Source organism: Dehalobacter sp. DCM, assembly GCF_024972775.1.
Lineage (GTDB): Bacteria > Bacillota > Desulfitobacteriia > Desulfitobacteriales > Syntrophobotulaceae > Dehalobacter.
Map to the genome: position 1 here is coordinate 2,246,532 of NZ_CP092282.1, position 25,290 is coordinate 2,271,821.

Annotated in this window: 22 protein-coding genes, 1 riboswitch and 1 other annotated feature; of the genes, 12 read left to right on the forward strand and 10 right to left on the reverse strand. The window is 42.1% G+C overall.

Translation table 11 applies throughout. From position 1 onward, the window contains the following. Window positions 1-66: 66 nt before the first annotated feature. Window positions 67-552, reverse strand: a complete 486-nt coding sequence (locus LPY66_RS10440) for a rubrerythrin family protein (RefSeq protein WP_337987999.1) — start codon at window positions 550-552, stop codon at window positions 67-69. A gap of 293 nt (window positions 553-845) precedes the next feature. On the opposite strand from LPY66_RS10440, the gene LPY66_RS10445 reads away from it, so the two are divergent. The 3 genes from LPY66_RS10445 (at window position 846) to LPY66_RS10455 (ending at window position 5,430) form a co-directional block, all read left to right on the forward strand. After that, on the forward strand, window positions 846-1,604 hold the full coding sequence (locus tag LPY66_RS10445; RefSeq protein ID WP_337988000.1) for a MerR family transcriptional regulator: 759 nt from the start codon (window positions 846-848) through the stop codon (window positions 1,602-1,604). A gap of 96 nt (window positions 1,605-1,700) precedes the next feature. Further along, entirely contained in the window at window positions 1,701-2,828 is a 1,128-nt protein-coding gene (locus tag LPY66_RS10450) for a DUF6765 family protein (RefSeq protein WP_337988001.1), read from the forward strand. Window positions 2,829-3,267: 439 nt separating this feature from the next. Further along, complete coding sequence (locus tag LPY66_RS10455; protein WP_337984284.1) at window positions 3,268-5,430, forward strand: ATP-binding response regulator; 2,163 nt, start codon at window positions 3,268-3,270, stop codon at window positions 5,428-5,430. A gap of 441 nt (window positions 5,431-5,871) precedes the next feature. On the opposite strand, the gene LPY66_RS10460 is transcribed toward LPY66_RS10455, so the two are convergent. The 3 genes from LPY66_RS10460 to LPY66_RS10470 all read right to left on the reverse strand — a co-directional run bounded on the left by LPY66_RS10460 (window position 5,872) and on the right by LPY66_RS10470 (window position 8,800). Beyond that, entirely contained in the window at window positions 5,872-6,945 is a 1,074-nt protein-coding gene (locus tag LPY66_RS10460) for a DUF4474 domain-containing protein (RefSeq protein ID WP_337984285.1), read from the reverse strand. A gap of 102 nt (window positions 6,946-7,047) precedes the next feature. Beyond that, window positions 7,048-8,064, reverse strand: a complete 1,017-nt coding sequence (locus LPY66_RS10465; protein ID WP_337984286.1) for a DUF4474 domain-containing protein — start codon at window positions 8,062-8,064, stop codon at window positions 7,048-7,050. A gap of 157 nt (window positions 8,065-8,221) precedes the next feature. Next, entirely contained in the window at window positions 8,222-8,800 is a 579-nt protein-coding gene (locus LPY66_RS10470; RefSeq protein ID WP_337984287.1) for a hypothetical protein, read from the reverse strand. 359 nt (window positions 8,801-9,159) lie between these two features. Between LPY66_RS10470 and cphA the strand changes: the two genes are divergently transcribed. Together cphA and LPY66_RS10480 are read left to right on the forward strand one after the other, a co-directional pair. Next, window positions 9,160-11,874 (forward strand): cyanophycin synthetase, encoded by a 2,715-nt coding sequence (gene cphA, locus LPY66_RS10475; protein WP_337984288.1) that lies wholly within the window; start codon window positions 9,160-9,162, stop codon window positions 11,872-11,874. 101 nt (window positions 11,875-11,975) lie between these two features. After that, window positions 11,976-13,391 carry a C4-dicarboxylate ABC transporter gene (locus LPY66_RS10480; protein ID WP_337984289.1) on the forward strand — a complete coding sequence of 472 codons (1,416 nt, stop codon included), beginning with the start codon at window positions 11,976-11,978 and terminating at the stop codon, window positions 13,389-13,391. 325 nt (window positions 13,392-13,716) lie between these two features. Here LPY66_RS10480 and LPY66_RS10485 read toward each other — a convergent pair whose 3' ends face one another. From LPY66_RS10485 to LPY66_RS10500, 4 genes are all read right to left on the reverse strand, one after another. Further along, window positions 13,717-14,196: a DUF456 domain-containing protein gene (locus tag LPY66_RS10485; RefSeq protein WP_337984290.1), complete on the reverse strand. Its 480-nt coding sequence runs from the start codon at window positions 14,194-14,196 to the stop codon at window positions 13,717-13,719. A gap of 170 nt (window positions 14,197-14,366) precedes the next feature. Further along, on the reverse strand, window positions 14,367-15,548 hold the full coding sequence (locus LPY66_RS10490; RefSeq protein ID WP_337984291.1) for an MFS transporter: 1,182 nt from the start codon (window positions 15,546-15,548) through the stop codon (window positions 14,367-14,369). 174 nt (window positions 15,549-15,722) lie between these two features. Continuing rightward, window positions 15,723-16,925 (reverse strand): NlpC/P60 family protein, encoded by a 1,203-nt coding sequence (locus tag LPY66_RS10495; protein WP_337984292.1) that lies wholly within the window; start codon window positions 16,923-16,925, stop codon window positions 15,723-15,725. A 3-nt stretch (window positions 16,926-16,928) separates the two neighbouring features. Then, window positions 16,929-17,070, reverse strand: a riboswitch (cyclic di-AMP (ydaO/yuaA leader). Between the two features lie 187 nt (window positions 17,071-17,257). Continuing rightward, entirely contained in the window at window positions 17,258-18,628 is a 1,371-nt protein-coding gene (locus LPY66_RS10500) for a TrpB-like pyridoxal phosphate-dependent enzyme (protein WP_337984293.1), read from the reverse strand. A gap of 114 nt (window positions 18,629-18,742) precedes the next feature. Beyond that, window positions 18,743-18,980, reverse strand: a binding site (T-box leader). A gap of 199 nt (window positions 18,981-19,179) precedes the next feature. Here LPY66_RS10500 and LPY66_RS10505 point away from each other — a divergent pair. From LPY66_RS10505 to LPY66_RS10535, 7 genes are all read left to right on the forward strand, one after another. After that, window positions 19,180-20,370, forward strand: a complete 1,191-nt coding sequence (locus tag LPY66_RS10505; RefSeq protein ID WP_337984294.1) for a M24 family metallopeptidase — start codon at window positions 19,180-19,182, stop codon at window positions 20,368-20,370. 25 nt (window positions 20,371-20,395) lie between these two features. After that, on the forward strand, window positions 20,396-21,016 hold the full coding sequence (locus LPY66_RS10510; protein ID WP_337984295.1) for a carbonic anhydrase: 621 nt from the start codon (window positions 20,396-20,398) through the stop codon (window positions 21,014-21,016). Continuing rightward, window positions 20,979-21,458, forward strand: a complete 480-nt coding sequence (locus tag LPY66_RS10515) for a nitroreductase (RefSeq protein ID WP_337984296.1) — start codon at window positions 20,979-20,981, stop codon at window positions 21,456-21,458. The genes LPY66_RS10510 and LPY66_RS10515 overlap by 38 nt, the downstream gene beginning before the upstream one ends. Window positions 21,459-21,551: 93 nt before the next feature. After that, window positions 21,552-22,325 (forward strand): methyltransferase domain-containing protein, encoded by a 774-nt coding sequence (locus tag LPY66_RS10520; RefSeq protein WP_337984297.1) that lies wholly within the window; start codon window positions 21,552-21,554, stop codon window positions 22,323-22,325. Between the two features lie 46 nt (window positions 22,326-22,371). Further along, window positions 22,372-22,554, forward strand: coding sequence for a transcriptional regulator (locus LPY66_RS10525; protein WP_337984298.1), 183 nt, complete (start codon window positions 22,372-22,374; stop codon window positions 22,552-22,554). Window positions 22,555-22,814: 260 nt separating this feature from the next. Beyond that, the gene (msrB, locus tag LPY66_RS10530) at window positions 22,815-23,762 is read left to right on the forward strand and encodes a peptide-methionine (R)-S-oxide reductase MsrB (protein WP_337984299.1); all 948 of its coding nucleotides are present in this window, start codon (window positions 22,815-22,817) and stop codon (window positions 23,760-23,762) included. Between the two features lie 4 nt (window positions 23,763-23,766). Beyond that, window positions 23,767-23,985, forward strand: a complete 219-nt coding sequence (locus LPY66_RS10535; protein ID WP_337984300.1) for a 4Fe-4S dicluster domain-containing protein — start codon at window positions 23,767-23,769, stop codon at window positions 23,983-23,985. A gap of 138 nt (window positions 23,986-24,123) precedes the next feature. Here the strand turns inward: LPY66_RS10535 and LPY66_RS10540 are convergent, their stop codons facing one another. Then, window positions 24,124-24,519: a pyridoxamine 5'-phosphate oxidase family protein gene (locus LPY66_RS10540; protein WP_337984301.1), complete on the reverse strand. Its 396-nt coding sequence runs from the start codon at window positions 24,517-24,519 to the stop codon at window positions 24,124-24,126. Between the two features lie 82 nt (window positions 24,520-24,601). After that, window positions 24,602-25,276, reverse strand: a complete 675-nt coding sequence (locus LPY66_RS10545; protein ID WP_337984302.1) for a uracil-DNA glycosylase — start codon at window positions 25,274-25,276, stop codon at window positions 24,602-24,604. Window positions 25,277-25,290 lie beyond the last annotated feature (14 nt).

Here is a 25,290-nt window from a genome sequence, read left to right on the forward strand (position 1 = left end):
TTTATTCTTCATGTAAAGATATAACGAAAACAAAATATGGCGCTATATTATTATTGATACAAAAATTTATCCAACGTTATTGAATTTGGACTGGGGAGCACCGCAAACCGGACATTTTTCCGGAGCTTCTTTTTTATGAATATAGCCGCAAACCGTGCAGACATAATAGTCACTATCATCACTGAGATCGTTTAAAGCATCCTGATACAATGCGGCATGGGCTTTTTCAGCCTCATTGGCTAAAGAAAACGCCCGTTGCGAGGAGGAGTCGCCTTCTTCTCTGGCTGTGTCAATAAACCCCGGATACATCTGGGTGAACTCATAGGTTTCACCTGCAATACCCGCTTTCAGATTTTCTTCGGTGGAATTCAACAATCCCAATATTCTAAGCTGACTTTGCGCGTGAATACTTTCGGCAGCCGCAGCAGCACGAAAGAGTTTCGCAGCACCTTTTAAGCCTTCTTCGTCCGCCTTTTTGGCAAACGCCGTGTACTTTTGGAATGCCTGAGATTCGCCTGCAAATGATTCTTTCATATTTTCTTTCGATGTCATTGTAAAGACCTCCTTATATCTATCAAATCGTATATTCTAATATTACCATAGTGAAGCGGAGTTAGTAAATTAGAATATTTATAAATAAGCAAATATTTATTAATATTTATTAAATATTTTGTTGGAGCACAATATGTATGATTTATTTCTATAATTTATTTCTATAATTTATTTGTGTAATTATTTGTGTAATTTTTATAAAAATTTGCAGTATCCCCTTGACATTGACGTTACGTTAAGGTCTATAGTAAAGACGTGGTTGATCAACTACGTCTTTTTAAGAGGTGTAAACGATGGAATACACGATACAAAAATTAAGCCAGATCGCGGGAGTCAGTACACGGACTTTGAGGTACTATGATGAGATTGGCTTGCTTAAGCCGGCTCGGATCAACTCTTCGGGGTACCGTATTTATGGAACGAAAGAAGTAGACAGACTACAGCACATATTGTTCTATCGTGAACTGGGAATGGGCTTAGAGGACATTCAGAAAAATATTGATTCGCCGGAGCGAAATGATATAACGATCCTGCAGGAGCTCCGGCAGCAGCTGCTTGAAAAAAAAGCGCATTACGACTTACTCATCGCTAACGTAGAAAATACGTTAGCCTATTATCAAGGAGGAACACCCATGTCGGATAAAGCTAAATTTGAAGGTTTAAAACAAAAGATGGTACGAGAAAACGAAGAGAAATACGGAAGAGAAGTACGGGAAAAGTATGGCAATGACGTTGTCGATCAGTCTAACCAAAAAGTCCTGGGTATGACGCAAGAACAGTATGATGAGATGACCAAGCTTTCGGAAGAGTTAATGAAGACACTGGAATGCGCTTTCCTTACCGGAGAGCCCGGTGGTGAATTGGCCCAAAAAGCAGCCGATTTACACCGCCAATGGCTGTGCTTTTATTGGCAGCAGTACAGCAAAGAGGCGCATGCCGGCGTAGCCAGAATGTATGTTGAGGATCCCCGGTTTACTGAATTTTATGATAAAGAACGACCTGGAACGGCTGCTTTCCTCCGCGATGCCATCCTGATTTATACGGGTATGTAAAATGCTTTCACTTCTAATTTAAATACACATATATTAAGAAAGGAACGTGTCCTATGAATCAGCGGGAAAGGACAAGAATGACTAGGGGGACCTTAGTTGAAAAGAGATCTGCACTATTATGCTTTACTGGCTTTATGCCGGTATTGTGGATTCGATAAAAAGAGCGCCAGGATCATCTCCTATGCGTCCCAATATGTGGATGACGCGAAAATAAACCTGATCACTATCCGTAATCCAAAGCCCGGTATTGAATGTGACCTGATCAACAGCAAGCCGGCTTTTTATAATATGGCAACCTGTCAGGCTTACTTCAAGATCAAGACATTCGATTACGCGGCAATGATCAATAATACCTGTGCATTTCATTTTGTTCCCGGATGTGACGGAATAAGCTTTACGAGCAAATTACGTTGTAAGGAAGCATCACCGGTGATCATGGATATCCTTAACCAGGCGCTCACTGATCCTGATCTGGTGAAATTAGGTATTGTCTTCCATGCCTATGCGGATACGTATTCTCATCAGGGATTTAGTGGTTTGCCGAGCAAAGTAAACGATATTAAAAAATGTAACGCGATCAATGAAGTTTATTTAGAGTCCGGCGATTTTTTATTATATCTGTTCAAGCATGTATTTATTGAACGTTTTGACGCGGTGTTTGACCGTATTATTCCTGCGTATGGGCATGGACAGGCCATGTCTTTACCGGATCTGCCTTATCTGATCTGGACCTATACGTACGATTGCAGTGAGGAGTTTCATGGTGAGTATCGTGCCGTTTCCATCGATAACCGAGAGCGGTATCAGCGTGCGATTGTTCATATTAAACATTATTTGTTGCAGTATCTTTTTTTACATCCGCAATTTGGCGATAAGGACAAGAAGAAATATGATTTTGATCGGCTTATGAAGCAGCTGATTCAAAAAGGATCGGATAAAAACAGAGAAGAAGCCTGGATTTCATTCATGCTGGAGCAGGGAATGTATTGTGAAAGGGATATTCCGACCATAGTTTACTATGAGGACGATTGGGTATCAGAGGCCTTCATTGATTATGACAAAAGGATCTTCAATAACCGTCGGGTTTTAGAGGCGAAAATCACGAAAAACTTTGATCACACATGCTGGTATCGTTTTTATTTAGCGGTTAAATGGTATAAGAAGTTGTTTTTTACTTCGTGCAGGAAGCATGCGCTATTTATCTCCGATGGAATATCTATTTGAAAAGAAAGATAGAGTTCGAGCAATCATATTACTTTATATCGAAAAAGCCCGACAGACTGGGCTTTTTTTGATTATATAGTCAATAAAAAAAGAAAAATATTTATTATTTCGACATTTTCTACCTAGAATATTTTGGTATAATTTATTTTACATGAATCACTGCAATCAAGGATAAGCAATAGTGTTCTTTAAATGCATAAGTACATTGTAAATTCTAAACCTTATATATTCTGGCGACAGATTTTCTGCCAATATTGCGTTAACGTCATTCGGCATACGGTCAGTATGCCTCAATCCTCCAACCTTGTCTTTCGAAAAATTTGCTCTTCACAATTGTATATTTTTAAGGTTTGACAAGGTACTAGTTTTTATTACTGTATAATACGGAAGTGGTATGTGTAAATGCAGCATCATTATTATCCAACAGGAGGGGAAATCAATGCCAATGAATATCATCGATTATTTAAAAGAAAATACTCAGTTGCAGCATACCTTATTAAATTCAGATTTATTTGATCTTCTTCCGTGCGGGCTTTCAATTACCACAGACGTCAGTTGTGAAACAATCATCCACAACCCCGTTGCAGCCATATTTTACGAGATTGAACCGTATGGTATATTTTCCCACTCAGCTAAAGTGCCGCCGCGAGTCACTATATATCACAACGGTGAACCGCTAAGCGTCAATGACATGCCCATGCAGCAAGCAGCGTGGTATGGTAAAGAGACCCATAATAGTGTACTTGAATTTGTCTGGGAAAATGGTATATCAAAAACAGCCTACATCAATGCAATTCCGCTATATGACCAAAACAAAACCATTATTGGCTGTATATCAACGCTTGAGGATGTTAGTGAAATTGTTAATTTAAATAAAACAGTGAAAAGACATCAGGAACAGTTGGAAGATATATTATTTGAACGTACGGAATCGCTTTTGGCTTCTGAGAAAGCACTGATCCAAGCCAATATTGAACTGGAACAGAAAGTATGTGAACGGACGTTTGACTTGGAGGAGAAGAATAAATTAATTAGTGAAGAAATTGAAAAGGTCAGAGTGACAAAAGATATTTTGCGTGAAAGTGAGGAAAAGTACCGTACGCTATTTAATTCCATCGATGATGGATTTTGTATCATAGAAGTGATTTTTGATAATCAAGGAATACCTGAAGATATTCGCTACCTGGAAACAAACCCCGCATTTGAAAAACTCTTAACATTGATGGATACGCATCGTGACTTGATTCAAGATCATACGTCTGAAAAAAATACCATGCTCACGTTTTTGGCAAATACAATCTCAACCGGGAAGGCGGGTAGGTTTTGTTGTTATATTAACGTGTTAGACCGGTGGTTTGATATCTATGCCTTAAGATTAGGCGAAGCGGACACCCGACAAATAGCGCTGCTGGTCAATGATATATCTGAACGAAAGATGGCGGAGGAAATGCTCCGTGAGGGAAAAGAACGCGCTTTAGAAATGCTTGAAAAGTTAAGTCAGGCGGATGAAAACAAAACGCGATTTCTCAATGTGCTGTCACATGAACTACGGAACCCTCTGGCATCGATTATGATGAGTCTGTCCTTGCTGGAAAAAGTTCCCCCCACAGGAGAACAAGCCCTTCTGGCAAGGAAAGTAGCCCAACGCCAGACGGCTCAACTTTCACGTTTAGTGGATAATTTGTTGGATGTAACGCGTATATCTCAGAATAAAATCACACTTGAAAAAGAGCATATTGAACTCAATGAAATCATACGAAATGCTGTTGCGGATTACCAGCTGCAATTTGCAGAAAAAGGCGTGGATTTGATAATGAATATGACATCCGCGATCTACACGGAAGCCGATCCTGCCAGACTGACGCAGGTTATCGGCAACCTGCTGCATAATGCTTTGAAGTTTACGGACAAAGGTGATCGCACTTGGGTCGAGGTTACTCAGGATAAAAAAAGACACGAGGCGATTATTAAGGTCAAAGATACGGGTATTGGGATCAAACCGGAATTATTGCCAGGATTATTTGACGCTTTCATGCAAGCAGACACGTCCCTTGACCGTAATAGCGGCGGTCTTGGTCTTGGTCTTTCTATCGTTCAGGGGATAGTTAAATTGCACGGCGGGAGTATAACAGCGTATAGCGATGGCCCGGCTCAAGGGACGGAATTTTTTCTGCGCCTACCCATTCAAAAAGCAGGTGAAGAACGAAAGGCAAGTGTATACAGCGCATCCTCAGGGCGTCCGTTAAACATTTTAGTGATTGACGATATCCCGGATGTTGCAGAAATATTGTGTTCGCTTCTCAGCTATTTGGGCCATAAAGTCCGGATTGCGTTAAGCGGGCGGGAGGGAATAGCGATGGCGAAAGAATTTCATCCAGAAGTCCTGATCTGCGATATCGGTCTGCCGGAGATGAATGGGTATAAAGTAGCCGAACTTTTCCGCAGTGATCATACTCTGAGAAATATTTTTCTTATCGCCCTGTCAGGATATGCTCAGCCCGAGGATTTGAGCCGGTCTAGAGAAGCCGGATTTGATCGCCATTTGGCTAAACCGGTCGATCTTGATACCCTCAAGTCAGTGTTGGCGGAAGTCATTTTATAATAGGATCAACCGGCAGGCCGCACAGCGGTTTATAGATAGGGCACTGATATTTACAGAATGCGGATACGCTTAATAAAAAATTGGGACAAATAGTCTGCCTTATGAATACACTATCATTGAATACGGACTAGCATGAAGGAGATGATACGATGGTAGGCATTCTAAGGAGAGTCATCATAATCCCGATAGTAATTTTTGCTGTACCGATACTTTTGTTGCTATTTTTGATCGCGTTGATTTTAAGACTGATCTTCTAGTTATCCCCAAAATCTTAATTCGACAGAAATCCACCCAGTACGATATTCCGTTGGGTGGATTTCTTTGTGGTTGATGATGAACTTCATAATCGACACTGGTGTCGAATTTGAACCGGCAAGTCAAATCCCCAACCAGTTGGGAATTTGACTTGCGGTGCGAGAAATTAATAAAACACTAAGCGTGTTATTCAAGCTTATCGGTATTAAGGTTCTCCGTCAATTTTATTGACTTTTTGAATCCCACCAAGGATGTTAATCCTAATAGGATTATTTTGATCCAAATTTCATAGAATGCTTTGCTTTTCGCGATTTTGATCACGTTTTTATAAAGATCGGGTGCCTGATTTTCGATTGCTTTCATTTTATCCAGAATGTTATTATATGGGCCGGTTATCTCCAAGTACTTTTCACATAGGGCTTTATTTTTAGCTTGAATCAATGAATCCGTTGAAGGTGTTCTAGTAGTCGGCTGCTTCGTATGGGGCGAGGTGAAGTTAATCAGGATAGAACTGCCGCTCACCTGATATTCTGTTTTGGAGTAACCGGCTTTCTTCAGGCCGCCGATAAAAGCAGCCGTCATGGCTTCCTCCGGAAAAGTCAGACAGATCGTCATACTTAACTCCCAAGGCTGTGAGAACTCGCCCAGTTTAAATCCAGTCAGCCACCAATGCGTGTCTTCTCTCGTTAAGAGGATCCGTCCATTTTTTTTAAGCACAAAAGACATCGGGATCATTTCATCATCACTGACGGATTTATAGAACATACCCCTGAATAATCCCGGAAGTGTATAATGGAAAGCACCTTTGTATAACCCAATTTCTCCGCCGGTTACCAAATCGTACTGTCCCTTCCAGAAGCCAACCATCCATTTTTGATCGTTATAATCAAAATTGATCGATTCACAGTCAATGATCATTCCCATCGGAGCCGAAGCTTCATCATAAAGACGGCAATACCCGGCTCTTCGCTGCCAGGGATTGACGGTGGAATAGAATATATCCTGTTGAGGATCATAAGCATAGCCGGCATTTTTAATAACTTGATCCAGATCCGGATCCCCAGTCCCTTGAGGTAATGCTCTTGGTTCGGCAGGGAACGGCAGCGTTAATGATTGGGAAGGCGGGAAACTATTTGCAGACCTGTTTTCGGGAAAAATTGACTGCGGAGACCGGGTGTTATCATGTGATGGAACCGGCGCTGAGTTAGAATACGGTGACAATGGATCATGGTTATACAGAACGGATTTGTGAAATAGCATGCGAATCGTCCCCTTAGTAAAGATTAATATATGACATCTTATGTTAAAAGGACAAACACGGTACGTGTTTGTCCTGAAATTAATTCAAACGATCTATCGGGATCAAGAATTGGTTTCCGTAAGGTTATCCATAAGGTTATCCGTTTGGTTATCAGTAGAGTTTCCTGTTAGGTTATCTGACCATTCATCCAATATACTATCCGGAAACTCCTTGTCAGAGCTGATATAGACAAGATAGACAGTAACCAGGAAAGCAATAGCGATTAATACCCATGTTTCCTTGGAGATACTTGTCGGATTCATTTTGTCCAGGCGTTTCAAAAGCCAGGGGGCTTTTTCCTCAATCAATGTGATTTTTTCCTGTACGGTGAGCTTGTCGCCTGTCAGTTCATTAAATTTTTGACATAAGAATTTATTTTTTTGCTGGATCAGCCAATCGGTGGGGCGGGTTCGTGTGAATGGTTGGGGCGTACGCGGCTGATTAAAACAAAAGCTGACGGTATTCCCCATAACAAATAATTCATTATCATTGTAGCCAGCCGCGCGCATCCCGGCCAGAAAGGCGTTAAGCATGTTCAGATCCCTAAGCTGAATACGGATATCCATCGTTAATTCTGAAGGTTGAGCAAAACTGCCTAATTTAAAACCAGTGAGCCACCAGTGTTTGCCGCTTCGCGTAAATAGGTGCTCACCATTTCTTTTGAGTGTATAGGACATCTCCAGCATATCGGTGTCTTTGACGGCGCGATAAAAAATGGTGCTTGGAATTGGCGACATGCTTGAGCTGACGACACTTTGATAGAATCCAATTTCTCCGCCGCAGACCAGATCATATTGTCCTTTCCAGATACCAATCATCCATTGCTTTCCCTGATAATCAAAACGTATGGGTTCACAATCAATGATCATACCCATTGGTGCGGCTGCGATATCGAATAACCGACAGTATCCAATCCATCGCTGCCAAGGGCGCATATTGGAAATAAAGATATCTTGGGTTGGATCATAAGAATATCCAGCTATTTCAATTATTTCATCAAGTTCTTCATTGCCTATTCCAGGCGTATTTTCAATACTGAAATAATTACTGTTCGTATCGGTTTCAATTTCATTGGACATAGATTCTCACACTCCTTTCCGGTACCAGTATTATCCATATATTTTATGCAGAAAGGAGTGAGATGCAACAGGTGAACATCAAAGAAAAGGAAGGATACTTAACCAGACGATGGTTACGATCCTTCCTTTTTAAAGAGCTTTAATTTATTTAAACAATTTAATGGCGCTGATCCTGTCCGTAATGTCCAACCATCCCGCTTTGGCCTGACATACCTGACTGACCACTCATACTCTGCTGACCTGACATCCCGGACTGAGCTGACACTCCAGATTGACCTGACATTCCGGATTGCTGATTAAACATATTCTGACTCTGCTGACTCATTTGGAAGAGCTGGCTTTGAGTCTGATCAATCAATTTACTCATCTGTTCCAGTGCTTGGTGGGCCTGGATCTGCTGGTTAGCCTGTGTAAGCGCTGTCATTGCAGTCTGAATTGCCTGGTGCAGCTGCTGGTCAGCCTGTTGTTTCTGCTGCTGGGTTTGATTTCGGAAATTCTGAATTTGCTGTTGCAGCTGTTGTGCAGCCTGCTGACTCTGTTGAATGATCTGGTTCTGATTCTGACTCATTCCGCCTCCCTGGCTTTGCGAGGAAGCAAAAGTCCCGAAGGATACTTGTTTTAACTGATTCATTGTGTTTTCCATGGCAGATAACTGACTTCTTAAGTCACCGATTTCTTCACTGACTTCCATGTCTTTTTTAACCGATGCCAAAATGTTTTTGCTTTTTTCATCCATTATTCCTTCCTCCTAAAAAATTTAATTGAAAGTGTCCATTCTATTTTTGTCTATTTGTAAGGTTTTTATTTAATCCTGTGATTTGATATATCTATATATAAAAGGAAAATCAGCAAGAGAAGTCATTATTTCTCAGAATAATATCAGCCAAAAAATAGCAAAATAATCCATACGGATACTGCTCGCATTTTGATTTCCTTGATAGGAGAATTAATGACTTGTCATAAAGCGGCAAAATAAATAAGAATGTGGGTAAGTTACCACAAAAACTACCTGGTCAACCACATCATGGCAATATATTTCTTGACAATTTGTAACAAAATAATTGCGGGTAAATAAATCTATTGGAGTGATTTCGCTTGCAGCTTCTAGATATGCAATCATTTACAGCTCCGAATATTTACAGCATCGAACAAAATATCGTGATGATGCGCTTAAAATTAGAGGAGCTGGTTGATGTCCCAACGAAAGATATTCCCGGATTTAATGAGAAAATCATCAAATTCTTCCCCGGTTTAAGCGAACATAAATGTACGAAAGGATATATCGGCGGTTTCATTGATCGTTTAAAAGAAGGAACGTATATCGCTCATGTTACCGAACATCTTTGCCTGGAAATTCAAAAAATGCTGGGTTCGGATATGAAATACGGAAAAGCCAGAAACGAATCCAATGATATTTATAAAGTGATCTTCGCTTGCGAAAATAGTGTAACCGGCAAGCTGTGCGGACAATTTATCTATGATTTGGTAAGTGCTTTGTGTCAAGAAGAGTGTTTTGACTTTTCTAATGCTTATTTACGTTTAGAATCTTTATTTCTTACGTACAACAGGGGAGTCAGTACGGGTGCGATCTATCACGAAGCAAAAAAAAGGGAAATCCCCATAGAGGAGATTCCTGGCAGCACCCTGATGCGTTTAGGTTACGGCAAGTATCAAAAATACATCTCAGCGACACTTTTTGAAAATACAAGCAGTATCGCGGTGGATATTGCCTGTGACAAAGCCTTGACTAAAAGACTCCTGAATGAAGCTGCGATTCCAGTCCCGGAAGGTACGGTATGTTTCACTGTTAATGAAGCAACAGCATATGCTCATACCCTCGGTTACCCTGTTGTCGTCAAACCAAAATGCGGCAATAAAGGGCAACATGTCAGTGTGAATATTACAAATGATGAAGCCTTGCAAAAAGCAGTTGAAGGGGCTTTGGTCTATGGTCCGGAAGTTATTATTGAACGGTATATTCGAGGGAAGGATTATCGTCTTTTAGTCATCCAAGGAAAATTAGTGGCTGCATCCGAACGGGTACCTCCTATGGTTATCGGTAATGGTACGCATAACATAGCGGAACTGATCGATGCAGAAAATAACAACGCGCTCCGTGGTTATGACCACGAAAAACCATTGTCGCGCATCATAATTGACGACCAGATCAGACAGTGTCTGACTCAGCAAGGATTGACGCTGCAGACGATTCCCGCAAAGGGCCAAAAGGTCTGTCTGCGCACCAATTCCAACTTGAGTACCGGCGGTACGGCGATTGACTGTACTGACTTGGTACACCCAAGAAATAAGGAGATAGCCCAAAAAGCGGTCGCCATGATCGGTCTGGACATCGCGGGGGTGGATATGGTCATTCCGAATATATCGCAGCCAATCAGCAGTGACTTTGGGGCTGTTGTTGAAATCAATGCTGCCCCGGGTATTCGAATGCATCTTTATCCAACAGAGGGTAAGAGCAGAGACGTTGTTTCACCCATTTTGGATATGATTTTTCCTCCGGGACATAAATCGTCAATTCCGGTTATTGCCGTTACAGGCACCAATGGAAAAACGACAACGACGCGAATGATAAACCATATCTTGCAGTGCAGCGGTTATACACCCGCTATGACAACGACCAGCGGTATCTATATTAATGGGAATTGTATCGAGAAGGGAGATACAACCGGTTATTTAAGTGCAAAACGCGTGCTCAATAATCGTGAGATCGATGCGGCAGTACTGGAGACGGCCCGAGGCGGCATTATTCGAAACGGTTTAGGGTACAGTAAAGCCGATGTCGCTGTGTTCACCAATCTTACCAATGATCATCTGGGGATTGATGGGGTCAATACGATGGAAGAATTATTCCATGTCAAATCGCTGGTAACGGAGGCAGTAAAAAAAGACGGTTATTGTGTACTGAATGCCCAAGACCCATGGGTATTGAAGGCTAAAGAAAAAGCCGGAGGTGAGGTCCTCCTCTTTACGAACAATGAAAACAATTTCGCCTTTATTGATCATATAAAGCAAGGAAAACCCGGTGTTTTTGTCCATAATAACGCCATATATATTCGAAAAAATGGTAGAATAGATTACGTCCTCGATATCGACAGTATCCCTGCTGCTTACGGCGGGGTGCTTCAGCACAATATTGACAATGCGTTGGCTGCAATAGGCGCTTGTACATCGCTGGGTGTATCTCTGATTAAAATTAGCAGAGCCCTTCGGACATTTACGAATGATTTGAAAGTAAATCCCGGCCGGTTTAACTTATTTGAACTGCAAGGCGTCAAAGTCATTTTGGATTATGGCCACAACTATGATGGTTACCGTGTTACCCTTGATAGTCTGAAAAAACTCCCAGCTAAAAAATTGGTCGGTATTATTGGTGTTCCGGGAGACAGACGGGATGATGATATCATCCGGATCGGGGAATTGGCCGGAAAGGCTTTCCATAAGCTTATTATTAAAGAAGACAGCGATCTGAGGGGTCGAAAGCCGTTGGAAGTTGCTCGTCTATTATTCGCCGGAGCGCAAAAAGCCGGATGCGAGAAATATAATATGACGATCATACCTAATGAGGTCGAAGCCCTGGAATATGCTTTGGAGAAAGCCTATACTGGGGATATTATTACGGTTTTTTTCGAGAATATGGACCCCCTTGTCGCATTAATTGAAGAATATCAAGGGACTATAAAAAAGGACCGATTAAATCAATTACACACGATCACGTCAAGGGAACGTTTTCAGCCGTGGGTTATACTCCAGAAAAAAAGTTCTTTGGTCTCCGAAACGGGGACTCAGCACTAGTACTCTGTAATTTACTCAAAGAAACCCTTTGTTCGATGTGAAGTTAATCTATATAATATATATATGGTTAATTGGATGAAGTCGACAAAGGAGCCTTTAATATGCCTGCGCTAACTGCTTTTCGCAGTATATTGACTTTCGCCCTTGCGGTGTTATATCTGGGTAATGTTTTCTTGAGCTTACCTTTGCTTAATCTGATCATTATGCTATTACTGGTCATGATCATTATCCTGAGCTTTCCGTTTGTTTCCGGCTCTTCAAAAATCATTGCGTATGTCACATTTTTTGCAGGCATCATTCTTTTAGTCGCATATAAAGCGCCACTTAGTGTGTGGACACACGCCCTTGAAGAAAATTTATACCTTGTAGTTATGTTCGCCGTGGTGCCGCTGATTGGGATACCCTTCAAACATGGCGGTTATTTTGATGCTTTGCAGCGGTCTTTCCAACTTTACGTCAATACAGATACCCGCTTTTATTTGCTCGTTAGTTTTTTATCGACTTTTGTCGGGATACTGGTCAATCTGGCTGTGGTTCCTATGGTTTATCAAATCAGCAAAGCCAGTGCAAGAAGCAAAAATATAAAGTTGTTAAGTTCTGCGTTAAGCAGGGGGTTTACGACGTGTACAATCTGGGCACCAACAACTGCTGCTGTGGCATTAGTACTTCAAGCTACCGGAACGGATTGGATTCATTTTTTCCCGTACGCACTTTTATGCGGTATACTCTGCGGGATCGTTGGATTAGGTCTCAATCAATGGGAGCAAGGAAATAGATTAAAAAGTAGAAATGATTTGGAACAAATAAATATCAAGGAAAGCAGCACGTTGAATCAGGATATCGCACTTTCTGCACCGGCCGGACAGTGGCAAAAACTAATTGAATTAGCAGTATGGTCGATAATATTAATTGCGTCAATAGCAGTTATATCCCATTTAACCGGAATCAAAACAATTACTGTTGTGTCGATGGCCTCCCTGGTTATCCCGTTCCTATGGATGGGGACGATTAAACGCCTTCCGGATTTGCGCAAGGCGGTGAAGGAGGAATATTATCGCGTTAGTTTGCCAAAGTTAAAGAATGAGATCATTCTATTTATGGGAGCCGGATTACTTGCAACGAGTATCGCTTACTCCCATATCGGCAATATAGTGCCTGGTTTTTTTGATCTGTTCATTGGAGAGAATATTATCCTGTTATCATATGCAATTATCTTCATTACCGTCATATTATCAGTAATCGGTGTTCACCCGATCATCTCAGTTGCTATTTTCAGCAGTACGATCCATGCTGCCGCGTATCATATCAGTCCGGCGTATATGGCCGTGATCCTCGCCATGAGCTGGGCGATGGGGATTACCGTATCTCCGTCCGGTGCTATGGTCATAGGTATTTCCGGCTTGACTGGTGTATCACCAGCAACAATAGGACCGCGCTGGAATCTTATCTACGTGGTGATTTCGACGATCGTCGCCATTTTAGCTCTGACGGTCATCCGCTTAACAGGGCTGTTATAATCAAACGATACAATTTCTGAATGAATACACTATTTTGATTTGGAAAGGGGTAAAGCATATGAGATTTTGCTGGACGACGATCAATGTACTGAATATGGAGGATTCATTGAATTTCTAGTTTTTCTTTGTAACAGATCCAAATGGACTGCAAATACAGTTTGTAGAGCATTAACATCTGTTTCTTGCTATTTATGTTATGAGGGGGCGCAACTAAGCATAAAGTTTTGTTGCGCCGCTTTGTCACGTTCAGGAAATTAAGCCTGTCCATAATCCAAACAGGCTTAGAAATTGTTCATATTCGATTATCCTCAAGACGTACATTTGTTTAGAAGATTTTGAGAAAAAAATAGGCGATCATAATGATTTCTGCAGTAACTTTTACCGCTGTGCCGCCGAGGACACCAATCAGGGTACCAAAACCAACCCGGAGGGTCTTATTGAGTTCTGTGCCGCGAATAAGTTCTGTGACGACGGCGCCCGCGAAAGGACCGATAACAATCCCCAGAGGTCCAAATACGATAATTCCTAAAATTGTCCCGATAACAGCACCCCAAGCCGCCTGCTTACTCCCACCAAAGCGTTTGGTGCCAATCGCTGAAGCAAAGTAATCGACCATAAACAAAACAATGACGACAAGCGCTTGCAGGATGAAGAAATAGGCATGCAATGTTGTAAAATGTGTCATGAATCCGTATATGAGCATACCGGCATAAATGAGTATTACACCGGGCAGCACTGGTAGCACCGTACCTACAAGGCCGGCAATAAACAAGATAATCGCTATGACTAAAGCAAATGTTTCCAAATCAATACCCCCTTTAGTAGTCAGCTTACCAAATAATTATTAAATTATGATTAGAAACAGATGATAAAAGAAAAAAAGCGGACACCGGGATCCGCTTTCAGATTTCAATATTATGGATGATAGGTTGGGCCGCTGGAAAGCTATAGTTGTTTTATGAAAGACAAAGTAGTTTAAGAAATAGAACTATTTTGTCTTTCTGGACTGGGCGTTTGTTTATATTGATAGAAGATAAGAAGAAACGCACCAATCACTAAGAGAATCATCGATACGCATACCGGGAACCAGACATTGTTTTGACTGGAGATATTTTGCACCAATGCCATGTAATAGGGGGAAAAGAACATACCGCCGTTCATAAGGGCGATCACCATGCCCGTTGCCATACCAATACTGGCAGGGGGCGCGATCGCACCAATCTCGACGATAACTGCCGGCATGACGGTGGAGAAACCAATACCAGTGACTAATGATCCGAGAGCGAAGATAATTATATTCCCGGCAAAATCGGCGAATCCTAAGCCAGCGGCGGTAATGAGGAGGCCCAAAGCAATAGTATATTTGGCAGTTAATTTATAGACATTGCCAAACACCAACCCGGCAAGCATGCCGCCGGCTGTAAACAGAGAAAGAACGAGTCCGGCTAAGGCCGGTGAACCTAGGCTGCGTTCAGCCATTATCGTGGATATATTCAGCACCATCGTATAATTTAGCATGACCATGATACCGAACATTAGGGTATAGCCGTAGACAGCAAAGGGCATACGCAGTTTTTCTTTATGGTGGTCGTTTTCTATCTCTTTATCGGGTTCGGGAAGAAGTAGGATCACAAGCAGAAGAGGAATAATCGCGATTAGGTGTACTAAAAATGTGTATTGCCAGCTGATAGCACAGAGGAACCCGCTGGCTAACTGCATCATAATGCCGCCGCTCATAACAAAAACATTACCGATGCCTACTAAATTAACGCGATCTTGTCCATGATAAAACTTAAGCACTAAAGCATTTCCCATCGGGGAAATAATGCCGATACCGATCCCAAATAACACTCTTGAAAGCAAGATAGATGTGAAATTACTCAGAAAAAAGGGGGTAATGCCTCCGATAATGAATAGAATGATACCGATAATATTCATTGTCCGAAATTTTACTTTCTTTCCGGCTAAAGCCCCGGAGATGAGAGCGACCGGGATCATCAACAAACAGGGCAAGGTTTGGGCCAGTACAATGGTACTGAAAGGAATTTCCGGGAAAGCGGCAGAAAGTCTGTGTAGTGCCGGAATTACTAGAGTTGGTGCCATATTTAAGAAAAAAATAGATAGTATGGATACTTTCAGGGTCACGTTCTTATTCATGTGTTTCTCCTCCGAAAACCAGGCAATTGATTAGAAAAATAACAAATTTTTATATTGTTAACACTATACTTGATTTGAGTGGAAATTACAAGCAAAACACCATTTCTTCACAGAAACGGTGTTTTGAGTAAAAGAGGAGATAAGTCAGCTATTTATAATGACGGGTTACCTTGGTTAATACCGTCTGGCGCCAAGGTAACGTGAAGATAGAGAACTCAGACTGGAAACGGTGACACCGTATGAATAATTATAGGCGTGGACAAATTTTCCGCTGCCGACATATATCCCAACGTGGGAAGCACCGGAAGAATAAGTTGAGAAGAAGACTAAATCACCCGGCTGAAGATCACTTTTGGCTACTGACGTTCCTGAAGCAAACTGGGCAAATGATGAATGGGGAAGGTTAACCCCGGCTGCCTTATAAACGTACATGACAAAACCGGAACAGTCAAAACCTTTCGGGCTGCTGCCGCCAAAAACATACGGTGAACCAACATAACTTAAGGCATAATCAACGACATCAGAATAACTTCGGCCACTGATCGAAGCACTTGAGGCGACGGTGAGGGCCCGGGCGGACGGCCCGACAGCAATAACTTCATCGACAGCCTTTTTAACTATTTTTTCGGAAATGACCTGCTGCTTGATTATTTTACCGTTTTGTTGTTCATAGCTGGTGGTTACCGATTTAAGACCTTTGCTGCCCTGGGTAATGACTTTCTTCTGCGCGTAGGCAAGGGTATAGTCTTTCTTGGTTATGGTGCTATAAGGTATCGCTTCTTCTGTCGTCTCGGTTCCTTTGCAGATAATGGTCAGAGTTTTTTTGTCGATTAAATCGTTTAATACCTGTTCCGGAGATTGAATACGGTCTAAAGATACAGTTGTCAGATTAGAAGTAACCGCTTCTTTGATAGTGGTTTCAGTAACGACATTCGTAGCGGAAGGTGCGTTAAAGTAATTTTCATATCTTTGGAGGATCGTATCAATGTCCGCAGCCGACAGTACAACCGCGACAACGGATCCATCGATCTCCAACTCATAGGCCGCATAGGACTGATTTAGTTTTGTTTCGAGATTATTTTTTTTCAGCGAATTTTGCAGATATTCCGCGTTGTTTACTGTAACGTCGTCATAGGTGACAATATAGGATCCCGAAGCAGCTTTTTTGATCAGGTCATTTCCGGTATTTTGATCGGAAACAAATCCAATTTTCTGACCATTGACTGTTACAGCAACCACATGGATCGGTTTTGCCAGATAAAAAGCAAACGATCCGATAAACAACAGAGAAATAAATAAACCACCGATTATTCGCGGTGATTTCCATGAGTTTCTCACCTTGCTCAGACATACCTGAACAAACTGTTTAAAACGCATCCCAGTTTCACCTTTCTTAGCTTACGAGGTTAGTTGACGGATTCGGACTAAAGGTTAAGCCCTACGCGTTGTTCGCGATTCACCCCATTGGAATTTAATATCCCCCGTTCCGGGAAAAACATCCCGGACTCAGCTCGTATTCAATTAATCTCTTAATTATAATAGTTTAATTAATTTATATATATTCGACGACGAAAAAAAATGTCCTGCCAAAAATAAAAATAAGAGAGGCTTCTCAGGTTAAAGAATACCTGAAAAGCCTTTTATTTGATTTTCTATGGATTGCGATATTTAAGCAAACTGGGCTGCCTATGCAACATGATGTAATATATTTATAAGTTGACGTTAGGCAAAGTGGCAAATCCTTTTTCGAGATCTTCATCTGAAGGAACATAATCCGTCATGGTTCCGGAATTATAACTCATATAGGCTGCCATATCAAAGTAGCCGGTTCCGGTTAAACCAAAAAGTATGGTTTTCTTTTCGCCGCTTTCTTTGCACTTGATAGCTTCATCAATAGCCCCCCGTATGGCATGGGCAGATTCCGGTGCAGGTAAAGTACCTTCAGAGCGAGCAAAAAGGGTAGCAGCGTCAAATACTTTGGTTTGTTCCACAGAACGCGCTGTCATATAACCGTCATGATACAATTTGGATACGATGCCGCTCATACCGTGGTAACGAAGACCTCCGGCATGATTCGGCGAGGGAATAAAGCCGGATCCCAACGTATACATCTTAATGAGAGGTGTTGTTTTTCCTGTGTCACCAAAATCATAGGCGTATCTTCCTCTGGTCAAAGACGGACAGGAGGCAGGCTCGACACCAATGAATTCGATGTTATTCTTGCCTTTAATCTTATCGCCCATAAATGGCCCGACTAAACCGCCATAATTTGATCCGCCACCGATACAGCCGATAATCATATCCGGTTGAATGTCATACTTTTCGCAGGCGGTTTTTGTTTCTTCACCAATGATGGATTGGTGAAGGAGAACATGGTCGAGTACACTGCCCAGAACATAACGGCAGTCCGGTGTTTTCACGGCTGTCTCGATTGCTTCGGAAATAGCGCAGCCTAACGAGCCGCCGGTTCCGGGGTTTTCTGATAAAATCTTTCTGCCGATTTCTGTGGTGTCGGAAGGTGAAGGTATGACTTTTCCGCCATAGGTCTCGATCACCGCCTTGCGATATGGTTTTTGTTCTGCCGAGACTTTGACCATATAGACAGTCAGCGGCAGATCATAAAAAGCACAGGCCATGGCCAGCGCAGTGCCCCATTGTCCGGCACCAGTTTCTGTGGTCAGAGCAGCTAAGCCTTGTTTTTTGGCGTAATAAACCTGAGCCGCGGCCGAATTTAACTTATGGGAGCCGGATGTATTTGTCCCTTCAAACTTATAATAGATCTCTGCAGGCGTATCCAATAATTTTTCCAAATTATACGCCCTGATCAGGGGTGAAGGACGGTACATTTTGTAAAAGTCACGAATGCCTTCGGGTATTTCGATATAGAGATCACTATTATTTAATTCCTGGGCAATCAATTCATCACAAAAAATGGGACGAAGTTCATCGGCTGTGATTGGCTGCAGTGTACCCGGATGGATAAATGGGGGAGGCAGTTCCTTCATAACAGCTTTCACGTTGTACCAGTTCTTAGGCATCTCATCTTCGGTTAAGTAAATTTTGTAGGGGATATTTGCCATACATCTTCATTCCTTTCATATTCATAGAGTTTACAATTTCATAATGGATATCCCTGCTGTTTGTATTTTCTTGTCAGTCCGGGGTGTACAATATAAAAAAGTCTTTATCCAATATTATCGGACAAAGACTTATAATCTCTGCGGTACCACCCAAATTGCGTATGCACGCCGCTCATTCGTATACTAACATATACGCTCTATAACTAACGGGTAGAGTTTCCGGCAAGCTTACTTGATTTTCAGCTGAGCCCTCATGAGGCCATTCACACAGGCCCAATACCGCAATCACACCAGCTGCGGTTCTCTGCATTGTTGGGTTATCCATGTTACTTTTCTCAATCATCGGTTTATAATTATGAATTTTCTTGATTTTATATGGAAATCATCTTTTTGTCAAGAGGGTATTATCATAATTTTGTTAGTTTTCTTAGTTTCATGATTTTCAGGATATTTCTTAATGCTTCTGGTGCGTAAATGTTCCGGTAAATAATTGCAGCTGACGCGTATTAATGGTATTTTCATAGGAAGCATAATTAATTGGGGGGGAAAGCATGCTCACTAAGATTAATGTAACGGAATTGAACCACCGCTTGAATGCATTTTGCGGCATCATGGATAGTACTTATCCGGACTGGGATACCGGGCTGATCATAAACAGGGTCAATCAATACTATTTTACGGGTACGATGCAGGATGGCCTGTTAGTTATTAAAAAAGACCGGACAGGGTATTATTTTGCCCGAAGGAGTTATGAACGGGCGAAGGATGAGTCATTATTTTTAAATATTTATCCTATGGAAAGTTACCGCGATGCGGTTAAAGTCATCGGGGCCGAATGCGGCAATACCTATTTGGAATTGGAAGTTGTTCCGGTTGCCATGCTGGAGAGACTAAAAAAATACTTTTCAATGCCAAGCATCCGTGGACTTGATCAGGAGATTTCTCTGACAAGAGCGGTAAAAAGTCCGTATGAACTGGAACGAATGATTAATTCGGGGAAATTACATAAGGAAATCCTGACGAATATTGTACCGTCTTTATTAACAGAGGGCATGAGCGAAGCGGATCTTGTTGTCGATCTTTACGCTCACATGGTAAAAATCGGGCACCATGGCGTGAGTCGCTTCGCGATGTTCCAAAACGAAATTGTCTGCGGACAAATCGGCTTTGGTGAAAGTTCGCTCTATCCTACTAATTTTGACGGCCCGGGTGGCGCTTATGGAATGTCACCGGCTGTTCCGGTCCTTGGCAGCAGAGAGCGAAAGCTGAAAAAAGGTGATTTAGTGTTTGTTGATATCGGGTTTGGTGTCGACGGGTATCATACCGATAAAACACAGGTTTATCAATTTGGTGCCAAGCCGAGTCCAGACGTTATCGCAGCTCATCGCGGTTGTATTGAAGTAGAGAATCGTCTTGCAGAGCAATTAATGCCCGGTGCCATACCCTCAGTAATTTATGCGTTGGTAATGAATAGCCTTAGCACGCAATTTCTACAGAACTTTATGGGTTACGGAAAACGACAGGTTAAATTTTTGGGTCATGGTATCGGGTTGAATGTGGATGAGTTGCCGGTGATAGCCAATGGTTTTGACTTGCCGTTACAGCAAAATATGGTCATTGCCCTTGAACCCAAAAAAGGAATCCAGAATGTCGGCATGGTCGGTGTAGAAGATACCTATACCGTCACCCCCAACGGCGGAAACTGCCTTACCGGCGGTGGCTCAGATATCATCATTGTCTAGAGAATAATTCATGGAGGACGATTGCATGGAAAAGTTGCTACAGGGAATTCTCCGATTTAAAGATAATGATTTTGAACAACACCGGGAACTTTTTGAAGCATTAGGCCGTTCTCAAAATCCGCACACCTTGTTTATTGGCTGTTCGGATTCGCGGTTGGTGCCTAACCTAATTACCAATACACTCCCGGGTGAACTATTCACAGTAAGAAATATTGCCAATATCGTTCCGCCTTATCGTCATACCGAGGAATATTTAGCGACAACATCGGCTATTGAGTATGCCGTCAATGTTTTAAACGTTGAGCATATCGTTGTTTGCGGGCATTCCAACTGCGGCGGCTGCAAAGCAATGCTCTCAGAAACCGATTTGGCGGGTCTGCCGCATACTCAAAAATGGCTTGAACTTGCCGGAAACATCAAAGAAACAGTATTTGCAGAGGTCCCCGAAACGGAAAAAGGAAAACGGGAATGGATGGCTGAACAGTTAAATATTGTGGAGCAATTGAAGCATTTGCTGACGTATCCGTTTATTAAAGAAAAGGTCATGCGGCACGAACTTTCTATTGAAGGCTGGTATTATTTGATTGAAACCGGAGAAGTATTTATCTATGATCGTACCGTCGGAGAATTTGTATTGCATTATTAGGAGGTATAACAATGGACGTCATCCCGACGAATGCAAAAAACGGACACAGGAAATGGCAGGGGCTCATATGGAACTGCTTGGGGTTGCTCGGGAGGATCAAGAAGGAAGAAAGAAAATGACGGAAAGAAACCTGAATTTCTTTGGCGCTCCGGCTGTTATGTTTCTGTGCATGGACATAAGGTTATCACAATGGTCCCATTATGATCTAGGTGCTTTTTCCCAGAGCCTGATGCTGGCAGCACAGCATTACGGTTTAAATACGATACCTGCCATAATGATGGCGGTGTATCCCGATGTGATCCGGGAGGAGTTAGCGATACCCGATAATTATCTTATTGCCATTGCTATTGCCCTGGGATATGCTGAAAAGGACGATCTTCAGAATCAATTCTATACTACCAGAAAGCCATTGGATGAATTCGTCAGGATAAAAGGGATTTAAAAATGTAATGACAGAAATTTATAAGGATATTTTTGAAATAGTGGCTGTTTTTTGATACAATCAAAGTGAAATCATCGGGGGAGGAATTGACTAATGCCAGACTGGAATCCACAAGCCTATTTGAAATTTGAAACGGAAAGGTCAAAACCGGCGCGTGATCTGGTCAGCCGTGTTTACCTTGAACAGCCTCAAACTGTCCTCGATGTGGGTTGCGGCCCTGGCAACAGTACCCGAATTTTAGCAGAGAGATGGCCGGCTGCGGCAATTACAGCCATAGACAATTCGCCCTCTATGCTGGAAATTGCCAAAACAACGAATTCCTCTGTACAATGGCTGCTGAGGGATGCCGGAGAGGATATTTCTCATTTAGGCCAGTTTGATCTCATATTTTCCAATGCGGTCTTTCAGTGGATCCCGAATAATGACATTCTTATCCCAAGATTATTTTCCATGGTTAAACCACACGGCGTATTAGCGGCTCAGGTTCCATTTGTCGATGAGATGCTGATCCACCAACTGCTAATGGATCTCGTATCCTCACCAAAATGGTCCGGATACTTTGATAACGTCAGAATACCGTATAAGGTTCATACACCGGAATACTATTATGACGTACTATGTGAGTTAACGGAGAATATAGAATTGTGGGAAACCCGGTATTACCATTTAATGGACAGTTATGAAGATATCCTTGACCTTTATCGGAGTACCGGCTTAAGACCTTATCTGGATTGTCTGCAGGAAGAAGCACAGCAGCATGAATTTGAAAATGATTTAATGGAAGAAATTCTAAAGTATTATACCGCCACCAAAGACGGCAAGATTCTCTTTACCTTTGATCGCGTATTCTTTACCGCTACACGATAAACTATCTTATGCATCACGCATGAAACGACGTTAAGGAGGAACTTCAATGGATGTCAAAGATCAGGTTTTAAAAGCAATGCTTGAGGCGGGAAAACCAGTCAGTGCAGGGGATATTGAAAAAATACTGGGCATCGATCGCAAAGAAATTGATAAAGCCTTCAACGCTTTAAAAAAGGAAGAAGCCATCATTTCCCCGGTAAGATGCAAATGGGAACCGGTAAGAAAATAAGCGGATAACATTTGACGGATTATATCATCGAGCATACAATCCATGAGAAATTAAGCCAAATCGTCAAATAGCGAATTTGGCTTTTTTATATCTTAAGAACATTATTCTTTAGATGGCATGCATAAATGATTCTCAATAAGCATCATTACCTCATCCGATACGCATAATTAATTCATCGATAATAAATAGCTTAATTTGCAGCGGATTTACTTTAATGGAATAAAGACAATAGGGATAATAGAATAATAGGAGGTTGTGCGATGTCCGTAATCTATTTGGCCGGCGGTTGTTTTTGGGGAACCGAAAAATACCTTGCTTCTATTCGCGGTGTTCTAGCGACGCAAGTAGGCTATGCAAACGGAAAAACTGCTAACCCTACCTATGACGATGTCTGTTACCGGGATACAGGGCATGCCGAAACTGTGCATGTCGAATATGACCCAAGCATTATTCCGCTTGAATTTCTCTTAGAATTATTCTACAGTGTGATTGACCCTGTCTCGGTTAATAAACAGGGGGGCGACAGCGGGATTCAGTATCGTACGGGTATCTATTACACGGATGATGCGGATCTTCCGGTGATTGCGCGTTCAATAGCAAAACTACAAAATCGTTATAGCCAGACGATTGCCATTGAGGTCAAACCACTGGATAATTTTTGGCCTGCCGAGGATTATCATCAGAAATATCTCGATAAAAATCCCCAAGGTTATTGCCATATCCGAAAGGAAAAGTTTATGAATGCCGCTGCCGCCCGGGTAGACCCAAGTCAGTATCCTGTTCCAAATCCGGGTGAACTTGCTCGGCGATTGACCGGGACACAATATGACGTAACCCAAAATAACGCCACGGAACCGCCGTTTCGCAATGAATTCTGGAATGATTTTCGTGAAGGGATTTATGTTGACATAACCACGGGTGAGCCGCTTTTTATTTCCACGGATAAGTTTGAATCGGGGTGTGGCTGGCCGAGTTTCACTAAACCCGTTGACCCCAATGTCATTAAGGAATTAACCGATACGTCTCATGGCATGCACCGTACAGAGGTACGAAGCCGGGTGGGCAATGCTCATCTCGGTCATGTTTTCCCGGACGGACCTGAAGCGTCCGGCGGCATGCGTTATTGCATTAATAGTGCGGCCTTACGCTTTATTCCTAAAGAAGAGATGGCCCTGCAGGGTTACGGGGATTTCCTAGAGCTTCTCTAGTGGATTGATTCTTTCAATAACGTGTGATGATAGTCAAAATACTCAGCATCAAGAAATTAATGTTCAATGCGGACGCTGCACAAAATATTGCCCCATGAGTCTTAATGTCCAAGCAATGGCTGTTAAAGGAAACATGGATCATCACGAGTGTGTTCTGTGCGGCGAATGTGTTGATAACTGCAATAAGAAAGTACTGCGCTTCGCCTGGAAGAGTAAAAAATAATAAATTGTATTTGAAAAAAGCCGTTGTCCATGCGTGATAGAATACAAGGACAACGGCTGACACTTACTATTTAGGGTTACTTTTAATAATGCGGTTTACCTTTAATTTTACGGTATACCTATGGGTTTGGTATTAATCTTAAAACGTCACCGTTCTGGGTTCAGCAGTAAAAGAGGAGAAGACAGCAGTAGCGTCTTTCAGATAAAGAACTTCGCAATTACCATCGTCTGCAGCGTATAAACCTTTCAGACTAGGGTAAGCGTCGAGCATATGCTCTCTGGCTTCCACCCGATCATCCCGGACAGCTGTAGCAGCAACGCGGATCCAGGAGCCATCGTTTTTCATTGCGGTGATTTCAATTTTTGGATTAGCTTGCATCTGAGCAAACACATTTTTGACGTTGCCGGTCTGGATATAAAGTTTGCCTTCGAATTCATCAATCGTGCCAAAAGGACGGACTCTCGCCTGGTCGCCATCGATCGTTGCTAGATAATAAGTACCACAATCCTTTAAATACTGATAGACTTCTTTCATTTGTCGTTCCCTCCAATTTGTTAGAGATAAAAATAGTTTGATATTAAATTATTTTACACCTTTGTTATCAAAATGCAAGTAGTTATCTATTCTCGATCTGCCAGTCAATGGGTTCCTTACCGATGGATATCAGATAGCCATTTGCTTTAGAAAAAGGTCTGCTGCCAAAAAAACCGGCATGAGCGGACAACGGACTGGGATGGACGGATTTTATGATATAATGCCTGGATGTGGTGATAAGACTTTGTTTGCTTTGCGCATTTTTGCCCCAGAGAATAAAGACAACCGGGTCTTCCCGTTCGTTTAACAGTGCGATAATGCGATCGGTGAATTTCTCCCAGCCAATCCGGCTATGCGAATTGGCTTGACCGGCTCGAACCGTCAGTGAGGTATTCAGCAAAAGTACGCCCTGATCGGCCCATTTTTTTAAATAGCCGTTATTGGGGATATAACACCCCACATCATCATGAAGTTCCTTAAATATATTGACAAGGGAAGGCGGTGCCGGGATACCCGCTTGGACTGAAAAGCTTAACCCATGGGCCTGGTTTGGGCCGTGATACGGATCCTGACCCAAGATGACCACTTTGACATCCTTAAAGGCAGTATAGTGGAGCGCATTGTAGATATCATACATATTGGGATAGATGACATTTAGACGGTATTCACTGATCAGATACTCTCTTAATTTTAAATAGTAATCCTTCTTAAATTCTTCACAAAGAAGGTCATTCCAATCATTTTTTAAAATCGGCATATGATAATCACCCC